This window comes from Micromonospora lupini str. Lupac 08 (assembly GCF_000297395.2).
Classification (GTDB): domain Bacteria; phylum Actinomycetota; class Actinomycetes; order Mycobacteriales; family Micromonosporaceae; genus Micromonospora; species Micromonospora lupini.
Genome location: NZ_HF570108.1, coordinates 2,086,828 through 2,099,177, shown reverse-complemented (window position 1 = coordinate 2,099,177; position 12,350 = coordinate 2,086,828). Strand labels below are relative to the sequence as shown.

Genomic DNA, 12,350 nt, shown 5'->3' with positions numbered 1-12,350 from the left:
TCGATTCGCACGGATCGTAGGTCGGGGACTCACTCGTGTCAATGAAGTGACGATCGGGTGAAGCCGGTGTTTCCCAGCAGCGCCGTCCGGGCAGCTCGTCCAACCCTTGACCACCGAGCACGGGCGGTCCTATCTTCGTGCGAACCGTTTCGTCGAATCGGTTCGCCTCATGGTCGGACGTGGTCCGGCCCCGCGACGGTCAACCCACGACACCCCACCTGACGATCGACTCTAAGTGAGGCAGCACATGACAGGACTCAACCGACGGCGGCGCCTGGCCGCCGTTGCCGTGATAGCGCTCGCCGCAGTGACCGCCGGAGCCTGCTCGTCGTCGTCCGGCGACTCCGACGGTGGTGGCGGCGGCGCCTACCTCGTCTGGGACCCGTACCCGCAGTTCGCCGACGACTCCGACTGGGTCGCCCTGCTCAAGAAGTGCGGAACCTCGGCGGGCGTGACTGTCGAGCGGACCGGCTACGACACCACCGACCTCACCAACAAGGCGCTGCTCGCCGCCCAGCAGGGCAACTCGCCGGACGTGCTGATCGTCGACAACCCGGTCATCTCGACACTGGCCGAGGCCGGCGCGCTCACCACCACCGAAGAGAACAAGCTGGACGTGTCGAGCATGGCGCCGAACCTGCTCGGCGCCGGCCAGAGCGGGGGCAAGACGTACGGGGTGCCGATCGGGGCCAACACCCTGGCGCTGTACTACAACAAGGACCTGCTGACCGCCGCCGGCGTCGACCCGGCCTCGGTCACCGACTGGACGTCCCTGACCTCGGCGCTCACGAAGGTCAAGGCGAAGGGCAAGAAGGGCATCACCTTCTCCGCGATCGGCACCGAGGAGGGCAGCTTCCAGTTCCTGCCCTGGTTCTGGGGATCGGGCGCCCAGCTGACCAGCCTGGACTCGCCGCAGGCGGTGTCCGCGCTGACCCTCTGGAAGGACTGGCTCAAGCAGGGCCTCGCACCGAACTCCGTCATCAACAACACCCAGACCACGAGTTGGCAGGAGTTCGCCAGCGGCAACTTCGCGTTCGCCGAGAACGGCACCTGGCAGCTCGCCAACGCGGAGAAGCTCGGCTTCTCGTACGGCACCATCGCCATCCCGGCCAGCGCCGGTGGGCCGGCCCCGGCGCCGACCGGCGGCGAGTTCGTCTCGATCCCGGTGCAGAAGAAGACCGACCGGTACGCGACGTCGCAGAAGCTCGTCACCTGCCTGACCAACGCCGACAATCTCCTCACCACCGACACCACCCTCTCCTACGTCGCGCCCGTCACGGCCGTACAGGACCGGCAGGCGACCGAGAACCCCAAGCTCAAGGTCTGGGTGGAGGCCGTCCGGGCGGCGAAGGGCCGCACCGGTGACAACCTCGGCACGAAGTACCCGAAGATCTCCGAACCCCTGTGGACCGCCGTGCAGGCAGCCCTGAGCGGCGGAAAGTCGCCGCAGGAGGCGCTGACCGCCGCGCAGGCCTCGGCCACGAGCAAGTAAGCGCGCCGAACCGACACGATGACCCCCACGACACGGATTTCCACCACGACGCGAGGCCACGGTGGGGCGGCTGACGCCGCCCCACCCGGGCCCCCCGCACCTCGAACCCGCCGGCCCGGACGATGGGTGGCGTGGGGCTTCCTGGCGCCGACGGTCGTCTACCTGCTGGCCTTCTACGCCTACCCGCTCTACCGCAACGTCGAGCTGAGCCTGCGCGAGTACACGGTCCGCTCGTTCGTGCAGGGCGGCGCACCCTTCGCCGGCCTGGACAACTACCGCACCGTCCTGACCGACCCGGCGTTCTGGCCGACGTTGGCGCACACACTGGTCTTCACCGGGGCGTCGCTCGTCTTCCAGTTCACCATCGGCATGGCCCTCGCCCTCTTCTTCCGCCAGCACTTCCCGCTGTCGGGCACCCTGCGGGCGCTGATCCTCGTACCGTGGCTGCTGCCGTTGATCGTGTCGGCCTCGACCTGGTCGTGGCTGCTCAACAGCGACTCGGGGCTGGTCAACGCCGCGCTGGGCGTCGTCGGGATCGACCCGGTCAACTGGCTCACCTCGCCGACCTGGTCGCTCACCTCGGTGATCATCGCGAACGTCTGGATCGGCATCCCGTTCAACCTGGTGGTGCTCTACAGCGGTCTCCAGGCGATCCCGGTCGAGGTGTACGAGGCGTCCGCGCTCGACGGCGCGAGCGGCTGGCAACGGTTCTGGTCGATCACCTTCCCGCTGTTGCGCCCGGTCTCGGCGATCACGCTGCTGCTGGGACTGATCTACACGCTGAAGGTCTTCGACATCATCTGGATCATGACCCGGGGCGGCCCGACCGGTTCGTCCGCCACGCTCGCCACCTGGTCGTACCGCCTCGGCTTCGGCAACATGCTGCCGGAGTTCGGTCCGGGCGCGGCCGTCGGCAACCTGCTCATCGTGATGGCCCTGATCGCCGGGCTCGTCTACATCCGGTCCCAGCGGAGGCAGTACCAACGATGACCACGTCACCGCGTCGCGTCTGGTGGAAGACCGTAGTCGGTCTGGTGCTGACCGGGCTGATGCTCTTCCCCGTGTACTGGATGATCAATGTGTCGTTCACCAGGGACCAGGACATGCGGGCCGATCCGCCACACCTGTTCCCGACCGACGGCACGCTCGACGGCTACCGGGCCGTCCTCGACCAGCAACTGCCCTACCTCGGCACCAGCTTCCTCGTCGGGCTCGGCACGGTGGCACTGACCGTGGCGCTCGCCGCCCCCGCCGGGTACGCGCTGGCGAAGCTGCGGCCACCCGGCGGCCCGGCGCTGAGCTTCCTGCTGCTGATCGCCCAGATGATCCCGGGAATCATCATGGCGATGGGCTTCTACGCCATCTATCTCACCCTCGGCGTCCTCAACACACTGCCGGGCCTGATCCTGGCCGACACGACACTCGCGGTGCCCTTCGCCGTACTGATCTTCACGGCCTTCATGTCCGGCATCCCCGACGAGCTGCTCCAGGCCGCCGTGGTCGACGGCGCGGGACGGCTGCGCACCTTCTGGTCGGTCGTGCTGCCGGTCAGCCGCAACTCGATCGTGACGGTGTCGCTCTTCGCGTTCCTGTGGTCCTGGTCGGACTTCATCTTCGCCTCGACCCTCGCCGGCGGCGGCGACCACCAGCCGATCACCCTCGGCATCTACCACTACATCGGCAACAACAACCAGCAGTGGAACGCCATCATGGCCACCGCTGTCGTCGCCTCCATCCCGGCCGCCGTGCTGCTGGTCCTGGCTCAGCGGTACGTCTCGATGGGCGTGACCGCCGGCGCCGTCAAGGACTGACCACCCGCACCACAGAAAGGCAACCGCCACCCATGACCGTCGCCCCGTCCGGTCCGGAGTTTCCCATCCAGGACATCCCGTTCAGCTACCGAGGATCCTGGCTCAACATCTCCCCGGTGGTCGCCGAGAAGACGTACGCCGACGACCTGCACCTGGTGTCGCACCAGACCGGGCTGCACCCGGTGCTGCGCCTCTCCCCCGCGGCCGCCGGCGCCACAGTCGTCGCCGCGCCCGCGCTGCTGACCTGGCGTGCCGGTCGCGGCCTGATCGAGGCCGTCTACGACGGACCGGACACCCTGCGGATCCGGGGCCGGCACCTCGGCCTGCGGATCGCGGCGGCCGCGGGCACCCTCACCCCATTCAGCGGCACCTACCTCTACCGCGACCCGGTCGACGGCTCACACGTCTTCACGTCGTACGAGACCGGGCGCCGCTACCGGGTCACGGTGCTCTCCGGCGCGCTGCTCCACGCCGACGGCGTCGAGGCGCTCGGCGCCGCCGACCGCTTCCTGGACCTCCCCGGCGACCAGACCTGGGAGATCGCCATCGAGGAGTACGCCACCGCCCGCCGGCCCTACGCCACCCGCGTCCCCTTCGAGCAGGTGTGCCACGACCGCAGCGCCGAGTTCGCCGCGTTCGTCGACGCCGTCGCGCCGTGGCGCGGGGCGGACACCCCGGCCGCCGAACTGGCCGCGTACGTGCTGTGGTCCGCCACCGTCGCCCCGGCGGGCTTCGTCACCCGGCCCGCCGTCCTGATGTCCAAGCACTGGATGGACAAGGTGTGGAGCTGGGACCACTGCTTCAACGCGATCGCGCTCGCGGCCGGTGAGCCGGAGCTGGCCTGGCACCAGTTCCAGCTGCCCTTCGACCACCAGGACGGCGCGGGAGCCCTACCCGACTCGGTCACCCACTCCGAGGTCCTGCACAACTACGTCAAGCCCCCCATCCACGGCTGGGCCCTGCGTCACCTGCGCCGACGCCTTCCCCAGCCACCGGAGCGCGCGGAGCTCGCGCGGACGTACGACCGGCTGGCCCGCTGGACCGGGTTCTGGCTCGACGCGCGCCGCGCCCCCGGCCACGACCTGCCGCACTACCAGCACGGCAACGACAGCGGCTGGGACAACGCCACCACCTTCGACGACGACCGGGTCCTGCAGACCGCCGACCTCGCCGCGTTCCTGGTCTCCCAGCTGCGGTGCCTGGCCGACCTCGCCACCGAGCTGGGCGAACCCGCCGACCGGTGGTCCCGGGAGGCCGACCGGATCCACGCGGCCATGCTCGGGCAGCTGTGGGACGGCGAGCGCTTCACCGCCCGCAGCCCGCACACCGGGCAGCGGCGGACGAGCCGCAGCCTGCTCGACCTGATGCCCGTCGCTCTCGGCGCCGACCTGCCCGCCCCGATCGCCGACGCGCTCGCCCGGAGCGTCGAGACCCACCTCACCACGCACGGGCTGGCCACCGAGCCGACGGACTCGGCCCACTACCTCGCCGACGGCTACTGGCGGGGACCGATCTGGGCCCCCTCCACGGTGCTGGTCGAGGACGGTCTGCGGCGGGCCGGGCACACCGGGATCGCCGACGACATCAGCCAGCGCTTCCTCGCGCTGTGCGAGAAGTCCGGTTTCGCGGAGAACTTCGACGCCGAGACCGGCGCCGGGCTGCGGGACCGCGCGTACACCTGGACGGCCAGCAGCTACCTCATCCTCGCGGCCGCCCAGGAGGAGCGCCGAGCCGCGCGGCGGTAGCCGACCGGCGCGGGCCCCGCCGACCCCGGGGCCCGCGCCCGGCAGGGGTCAGTGGGTCCGGACCGGGCCGGTGCTGGACCGCAACGAGATGGGCGGGCTGTACAGGCGGTGCCGCGGCACGCTCTCGGGGGCCGCGATGATCTCCAGCAGCAGCGCCACCGCCTCGGCGCCCATGTCCCGCATGGGGACGTCCGCGGCGGTCAGCGGCGGGCGGAAGTCCTCCGCCCAGTGCTGCGCGGCGACGCCGGTGACGGAGAAGTCGCCCGGCACGGACAGTCCGGCGCCGGTAAGCGCGCGCTGCATCCCGGGCAGCGCCGCCTCGTTGATGGTGGCCACCGCCGTGACGGCCGGATGGGTCACGAGCAACTGCTCCACGCACGCCTCACCGGAGGCCGTGTCATCGCCGCAGCAGACGTCCACGCCGCTCAGGCCCCGTTCCGCGACCGCCGCCTGGAAACCGGCCAACGCGCGATGGCTGGGCCCGTAACCCGCCGCCACCAGCTCGGCGGAGCGGTTGACAAGCGCCACGTGCCGATGCCCCAGGTCGGCCAGGTGGTGCACGCAGCGCGCGATCAACCCGGCGTAGTCGATGTCGACCCAGCTCATGCCGTGCGCTTCGGCCGTCCGACCGATGGTGACGAACGGCAGGCCCGTTCTGGTCAGCCGCGTGACCCGGTCGTCCTCCAACCGGATCTCCATGAGGACGACGCCGTCCACCCGGCGCCCGCTGACGATCCGCTCGAACGACCGGTCGTGGTCTCCGCCGGACGGGGACAGCAGCACGTCCAGGTCGTGGCGGGCGGCGGCCTCGACGACGCTTGCCACGAAGCCCAACTGCATGTCGGTCAACCGCTGGCTCGCCGGTGGGATCACCAGCCCGAGGGTGCGGGTACGCCCCTCCTTCAGGGCGCGGGCGCTGGCGTTCGGCCGGTAGTCCAGCTCGTCGATGACGGCCTGGATCCGCTGCCGGGTGGCCTCCGAGACGGTTCGCTTGCCGCTCAGCACGTACGACACGGTGCTGCGGGACACTCCCGCCCGACGGGCGATCTCCCCGATGTTCATACGCCGCCCTCGAATCGTTTCCTGCCCGGACGGGGACGCGCCCAGCTCCGGTTCCGAGCATAAGCGCTCCCCAACGGCGCCCGAATGCCCCGCCGGACCGGATCGGCCCGCCGGGCTCGGCCCACCCAGCCCGCCGGCCCGGCCCGCCGGCCCGGCCCGCCGGCCCGAGCCGGTCAGGAATCAAGAAGCGCCCGGCCGGTGCCCCGGCCTAGCCTTCTCCCAGGTAGCCGGCACGACGCCGGGCCGGGAAACATCGAGAGGGAGCCCGACATGTCCGCGAAAACCTCCACGACCGAGTCCGACGGCTTCAGCGCCGAGGAGCGCGCCGCGATGAAGGAGCGTGCGGCCGAGCTGCGCGCCGAGGGCAAGAAGGGTGCCAAGAAGGCCGACGGGTTGCAGGCGCTCCTCGACCGGATCGCCCAGATGGCGCCCGACGACCGCGCGCTCGCCGAGCGCGTGCACGTCGCGGTGACCGCCGCCGCCCCCGAACTGTCGCCGAAGACCTGGTACGGGATGCCCGCCTACGCGAACGCGGCGGACAAGATCGTCGTCTTCTTCCAGGACTCCGGCAAGTTCAACTACCGCTACTCGACCCTGGGCTTCCAGGACACGGCCAACCTCGACGACGGGGACCTCTGGCCGGTGGCGTACGCGCTGCGGACCTGGAGCCCCGAGGTGGAGAAGCGGGTCATCGAGCTGGTGCGGGCCGCCGTCTCCTGAGCGCCCGCGCGATCGGGGCGCTCGTGGTCGGCGGGCCGGATTTCGCACGCCCGCCGGCCCGCGCGGCCGCGCCGGTGCTTGCGCCCACCGGAGATGATCGAACCGTGTCCCTCTGGGAGGTCGTCTCGCGCATCGGCGTACCGCTGATCGTCGTCGTCGGCACCGCGTTCCTTGTGCTCGGCGCGTTCACCGACCCGCCCGACTCCTTCTCCTGGCCCCGCGGCTGGCAGTGGGCATGGACGGGGCTGTGGCTCATGGCCGCCGGCGAAGCGGCGTTCGGCACCGACCGACAGTGGTTCGAGCGGGCGTGGAAGGGCACCGCCGCGCTGCTCGTCGCCGTGGCCTGCGCGGTCGCCGTCTGGCGGCACCGCCGGTGGCGAAGGCGGGTCGAGCGCACGGGCGGTGAGCCAGGCCGGTAGCGACGGCCCGCGACGACGCGCCGCGGACGGCAGTCGCCGGCCGCCCCAGCCCGCCACCGGCACCGGGCCGACGGCGGGCTGGACGAAGGGCGCGGGACGCGCCGGGTCAGGTCGTCGTGCAGGTGATGTCGGTCGGCGGGTTGTTGGCGCCGGTCGTGGAGGCGATGAAGCCGAACGTCGTCGAGCCGCCCGCCGGCAGCGACCCGTTGTAGTCGACGTTCGTCACCCGCACGTTCGCGCCGCTCTGCGTGTGTACGCCGCTCCAGATCTGGCTGATCACCTGCCCGTTGGGGAAGGTCCAGGAGACGGTCCAGCCACGGGTCGGTGCCGCGCCGGCGGTCACGGTGACCTCGCCCTGGAAGCCGCCGGACCACGAACTCGTCACCGTGTACGTCGCCCGCGCGCCGGACGGCGAGGGCGTGCTCGTCACGGTCGGTGTCGGGGTCGGCGTCAGGGACGGCGTCGGGCTCAGGGTCGGGCTGACGGTGGGCGTGGGCGTGCTGCTCAGCGTCGGCGACGGTGTCACACCGGGCCGCGCGGCGCGGTAGGTGTGCCCGGCGCGGACGGCGAGTTGGACGACATCCGTGTCCGGTCGGGTGGTGGACGGTGTGCTGTCGTCGGTGGCGTCGACGAGGGTGAAGGCACCGGTGAAGAGCCGGGCGCGCAGACGTAGCGTGCCGTCCCGGTCGGCGCGGACGCTGATCTCGTCGGCCTGCCCGCTGGTCCAGCGCACGCCGACGGTGTATCCGCCCCGACCGCGCAGGCCCGCGACCTGGCCGGTGGGCCACCCGCTGGGCAGCGCCGGCAGCAGGTGCAGTTCGCCGGTGTGGCTGTGCAGCAACATCTCGGCGATGCCGGAGGTGGCGCCGAAGTTGCCGTCGATCTGGAACGGGGGGTGCAGGTCGAACATGTTCGGCGCGAGCCGGTCGGTCCGCACCAGGTCGCGGATGAGCTTGTGGGCGCGGGTGCCGTCCTCCAGCCGGGCCCAGTAATTGATCTTCCAGGCGAGAGACCAGCCGGTCCCGTCGTCGCCGCGCAGTTCCAGTGTCCGGCGGGCGGCCTCGTACAGCGCCGGGGTGCCGCGCTTGGTGATCTGGTTGCTGGGATGCAGGCCGTAGAGGTGCGAGACGTGTCGGTGGTTCCGCTCGGTCTCGACCCAGTCGGCGAGCCACTCCTGGACGTTGCCACGGGAGCCGACACGCGAGGGCGCCAGCCGGTCCCGGGCCGTCCGCACCTGCGAGCGGAACGTGGCGTCGACGCCGAGCACTTCGCCGGCCTGGGCCACCGCGTCGAACAGGTCGCGCAGGATCTGGTTGTCCATCGTGGGGCCCGCGCAGACGCTGGCGTTCGAGTGGTGCGGCAGCTCCGGCGAGTTCGACGGGTTCGTGACCAGGTATCCGAGCGTCGGGTGGGCGACCAGGGTGTCGAGGAAGAACTGGGCGGCGCCCTTGAGGGCCGGGTAGTTGGCCGACAGGAAGCCGACGTCGCCGGTGAACAGGTAGTGCTCCCAGATGAGGGTGGACAGCCAGGCGCCGCCGGTCTGCCACATGCCCCACAGCGCCCCGTCGACGACCGAGGCGCCCCGCCATCCGTCGGTGTTGTGGTGGGTGACCCAGCCGCCGGCGCCGTACTGCGCCTGGGCGACGCGCGCGCCGGTCACCGTGAGGTCCTTGATCATGTCGAAGACCGGCAGGAAGCACTCGGGCAGGTTCGTCGTGTCGGCGGGCCAGTAGTTCATCGGCAGGTTGGCGTTGATTGTGTACTTCGAGTCCCACGGTGGGGTCATCGAGTCGTTCCAGATGCCCTGCAGGTTCGCCGGCTGCGTGCCCGGTCGCGAGGAGGAGATCAGCAGGTACCGCCCGAACTGGAACAGCAGGGCGGAGAACTGCGGGTCGTTGGTGCTCGCGTGCTGGGCGATCCGCACGTCGGTCGGCTGGTCGGCGGCGGCCGTACGCCCCAGGTCGATGGTCACCCTGTTGAACAGGGCCTGGTAGTCGGCGAGATGGCGACTGCGCAGCTGGTCGAAGGCGACACCACGGGCGGCGTTGAGGCGGGTGCGCGCGATCCCCTGGTAGTCGCCGTTGACGGTGCGGAAGTTGACGTAGCTGGAACCGATCGAGATCAGCACGGTCACGCTCGTGGCGCCGGAGACGCGCAGGGTGCCGCCGGAGCTGCTGACCGTGCCGCCGGTCGCGACGGCGTGGGCCAGGGCGAGGAAGCGCACCGACCCGTTGACGCCCTCCATGGCGCCGGAGATGCCGTCGACACCGATGGTGGCGGCGTCGGGGCTCGACACCGTCGTCCGCTGCGGGCTGTCGAAGGTGGCGTTGAACGTTATCGAGCCGGCCCGGTCGGCGGTCAGCCGGATCACGATCACCTGGTCGGGCGCGCTGGCGAACGACTCACGCTGGTACCGGACGCCGTTCAGCACGTACGTCGTGGTGACGGTGGCGGTGGTGAGGTCGAGTGTCCGGTTGTACTGGGAGGCGCCGCTGGCGGACCCGAAGGCGAGCCGGAGGTTGCCCACCGGCTGGTAGGCGAGCTGGCCGCCCGGGTTGCCCATCATCGTCTGGTTGATCAGGTCCTGCGCCTGGGTCCACTGGTCCGCGAAGACCCGCCGCCGGATCTCCGCGAGGTTGGCCGCGCCCCGGGTGTTTGCGGAGTCGTACGGGCCGCCGGCCCAGATGGTGTCCTCGTTGAGCTGTAGCCGTTCGGTGTCGACGTTGCCGAACACCATCGCGCCCAGCCGACCGTTGCCGATCGGCAGCGCCCGCAGCCAGTCGGTGCCGGCCGGTTCGTCGTACCACAGGGCCAGGTCGTCGGCGGCGAGCACCTGCGGCGGCGCGACCGAGCCGGCACGGGCGACGGCGGACCACGCGACCGGCAGCAGTGCGGCTCCGGCGCCCGCCGCACCGGCCCTCAGCACGTTCCTTCGTGTCACGTCAGGCATGGTCTCTCCAATCAGCGCAGTTCAGAGGCGCAGGCAGGTGGGGCCGGTGCGGGCCACCGCCCCGAGAAAGTCGAATGTCGTGGACGCGCGCCGTTCGCGGTCTCGGGCGAGACGTGCGGCTGCCGCGTGTGGTGAGCACTCCGCGCTGTGAGCGTTAACAGTGCCGCCCGTTCGCACCCCGCAGCAACGTGTCACAGCCGGAGACCGGCGCACCGGGCTCCCGGCGGCGCGTCATCTCACCCTCTATAGACCTTCGTAGATGGCGATGCCGCCCGTCAAGAGATGCCGAGCATGTTTCCCGCCAGGACCCCTCCGGGGTCGTGGACCGGTGGCGCCGCCCTGACATTCGGGGCGGGTTGCCATCCCGACGGCGTCTTCATAGCATCCAGGGCACACGATGTTATCGCGAACATTTCGGAGCATCCTGGCATCGACCGCCCGGGAGGTGACACCACGTGTCCGCAGGCACACCGGCCGCCCCGGGCTACCGCAACCCGATCGTGCCGGGCTTCCATCCCGATCCGAGTGTCTGCCGGGTCGGCGAGGACTACTACCTGGTCTGCTCCAGCTTCGAGTACTTCCCGGGCGTACCGCTGCTGCACAGTCGGGACCTGGTCAACTGGCGACAGATCGGCAACATCCTCGACCGGCCCAGCCAGCTGGAGATCCCACCGGACGCCGACGCGTCCCGGGGCATCTTCGCGCCGACCATCCGCCACCACGACGGCCGGTTCTGGATGATCACCACAAACGTCAGCCTGGGCCGACACCTCATCGTCACCGCGGAGGACCCCGCCGGCGCGTGGTCCGAGCCGGTCTACCTCGACCTCCCACACGTCGATCCGTCCCTGGCCTGGGACGACGACGGCACCTGCTGGCTGACGACCTCCGGAGTGGACGCCTACCGGATCGACCCGAACAAGGGTCAGGTGCTGGAGGGGCCGATCCCGCTCTGGTCCGGCACCGGCGGCCAGTACCCGGAGGCGCCGCACCTCTACCGGATCGGCGACTGGTGGTACCTGCTGCTCTCCGAGGGCGGCACGCACACCGGTCACGCCGTCTCGGTCGCCCGCTCGCGCAGCCCACGGGGGCCCTTCGAGCCCGCCCCGACCAACCCCGTCCTCACGCACCGCGGCACCAACCTGCCCGTACAGGCCGCCGGGCACGCCGATCTGGTGCAGGCCACGGACGGCAGCTGGTGGATGGTGCTCCTCGGCATCCGGGCGAAGGGCCAGTGGCCGCCGTTCCACGTGCTCGGTCGCGAGACGTTCCTCGTGCCCGTCCGCTGGGTCGACGGGTGGCCCGTCCTGGACCACGTCCGGGAGGTCACCGCCGCACCCGCCGGCAGCGCACCGGCCCTCGCGGCCCCGCCCGACCCCGGTGTCCAGCACGACGACTTCGACGCGCGACTCCTCGCACCCGGCTGGATCTCGCCCCGTTCCCGCCCCGACGCGGCCTGGTCGCTTGCCGAGCGGCCCGGATGGCTCACCCTGCACGCGACCGGCACGACGCTGGACCGTGCCGGCGCGACGATCGTGGCGACGCGCCAGCGCCACCACGACTGCCGCGCCGGCACGCGGGTGGACCCGGGCAGCGGCACGGCCGGGCTCACCATCCGCGTCGACGAGGCGCACCACTACGACCTGGAGGTTCGGGCCGGCACCGCCCGCGTCGTCGGCCGGGTCGGGCCGTTCCGGCAGGTCTTCGCGTCCCTCGACGTACCCGCTGGCCCGCTGGTCCTGACGATCGCCACCCGGACCCACGACCTCTACCCGCCGACCGTGACCTCCGCGGCCGACCTGACGGCCGCGGACGAACCCTTCGGCGTACGCCCCGCCACCTCCGACATGGTCGCGTTCGAGGTGGAGACCACCGAGGGCCGCGTCCTGCTGACCGAACTCGACGGGCGCTACCTGTCCACCGAGGTCGCCGGCGGCTTCACCGGCCGGGTCGTCGGCATGTACGTGACCGAGGGCAGCGCCTCCTTCGACTGGTTCGACTACCGCCCGGCAACGCGGCCGACCGACTGAACGCGGACCGGCTCGCCGAGGCCTCCCTCCATCCGGCGTCAAAATATTCTTCCTGGCAATGTCGAGAAACGGCGCGCGGCTCCGTCCCCGAGGTGAACGTGACCGGAACGGGTCACACCAG

The 12,350-nt window shown here is 71.1% G+C and carries 9 protein-coding genes; 7 read left to right on the top strand and 2 right to left on the bottom strand.

Annotated features, from left to right (window positions below):
- Positions 1–247: 247 nt before the first annotated feature.
- The 4 genes from MILUP08_RS10900 (at position 248) to MILUP08_RS10885 (ending at position 5,048) form a co-directional block, all read left to right on the top strand.
- Positions 248–1,492, top strand: a complete 1,245-nt coding sequence (locus MILUP08_RS10900) for a sugar ABC transporter substrate-binding protein (RefSeq protein WP_007457509.1) — start codon at positions 248–250, stop codon at positions 1,490–1,492.
- 126 nt (positions 1,493–1,618) lie between these two features.
- Positions 1,619–2,482, top strand: a complete 864-nt coding sequence (locus tag MILUP08_RS10895) for a carbohydrate ABC transporter permease (protein WP_007457508.1) — start codon at positions 1,619–1,621, stop codon at positions 2,480–2,482.
- Positions 2,479–3,303 (top strand): carbohydrate ABC transporter permease, encoded by an 825-nt coding sequence (locus tag MILUP08_RS10890; protein WP_007457507.1) that lies wholly within the window; start codon positions 2,479–2,481, stop codon positions 3,301–3,303. The genes MILUP08_RS10895 and MILUP08_RS10890 overlap by 4 nt, the downstream gene beginning before the upstream one ends.
- A gap of 32 nt (positions 3,304–3,335) precedes the next feature.
- A complete protein-coding gene (locus MILUP08_RS10885; RefSeq protein ID WP_007457506.1) occupies positions 3,336–5,048 on the top strand; it encodes an amylo-alpha-1,6-glucosidase in 1,713 nt (570 codons plus the stop codon).
- Positions 5,049–5,096: 48 nt separating this feature from the next.
- Here the strand turns inward: MILUP08_RS10885 and MILUP08_RS10880 are convergent, their stop codons facing one another.
- Complete coding sequence (locus tag MILUP08_RS10880; RefSeq protein WP_007457505.1) at positions 5,097–6,110, bottom strand: LacI family DNA-binding transcriptional regulator; 1,014 nt, start codon at positions 6,108–6,110, stop codon at positions 5,097–5,099.
- A gap of 270 nt (positions 6,111–6,380) precedes the next feature.
- On the opposite strand from MILUP08_RS10880, the gene MILUP08_RS10875 reads away from it, so the two are divergent.
- Positions 6,381–6,830, top strand: a complete 450-nt coding sequence (locus MILUP08_RS10875; RefSeq protein ID WP_007457504.1) for an iron chaperone — start codon at positions 6,381–6,383, stop codon at positions 6,828–6,830.
- Positions 6,831–6,934: 104 nt separating this feature from the next.
- Positions 6,935–7,249 carry a hypothetical protein gene (locus tag MILUP08_RS10870; RefSeq protein ID WP_007457502.1) on the top strand — a complete coding sequence of 105 codons (315 nt, stop codon included), beginning with the start codon at positions 6,935–6,937 and terminating at the stop codon, positions 7,247–7,249.
- A gap of 106 nt (positions 7,250–7,355) precedes the next feature.
- Here MILUP08_RS10870 and MILUP08_RS10865 read toward each other — a convergent pair whose 3' ends face one another.
- On the bottom strand, positions 7,356–10,199 hold the full coding sequence (locus MILUP08_RS10865) for a glycosyl hydrolase family 95 catalytic domain-containing protein (RefSeq protein WP_007457501.1): 2,844 nt from the start codon (positions 10,197–10,199) through the stop codon (positions 7,356–7,358).
- Positions 10,200–10,654: 455 nt separating this feature from the next.
- Between MILUP08_RS10865 and MILUP08_RS10860 the strand changes: the two genes are divergently transcribed.
- Positions 10,655–12,229: a glycoside hydrolase family 43 protein gene (locus MILUP08_RS10860; protein ID WP_007457499.1), complete on the top strand. Its 1,575-nt coding sequence runs from the start codon at positions 10,655–10,657 to the stop codon at positions 12,227–12,229.
- Positions 12,230–12,350: the final 121 nt, after the last annotated feature.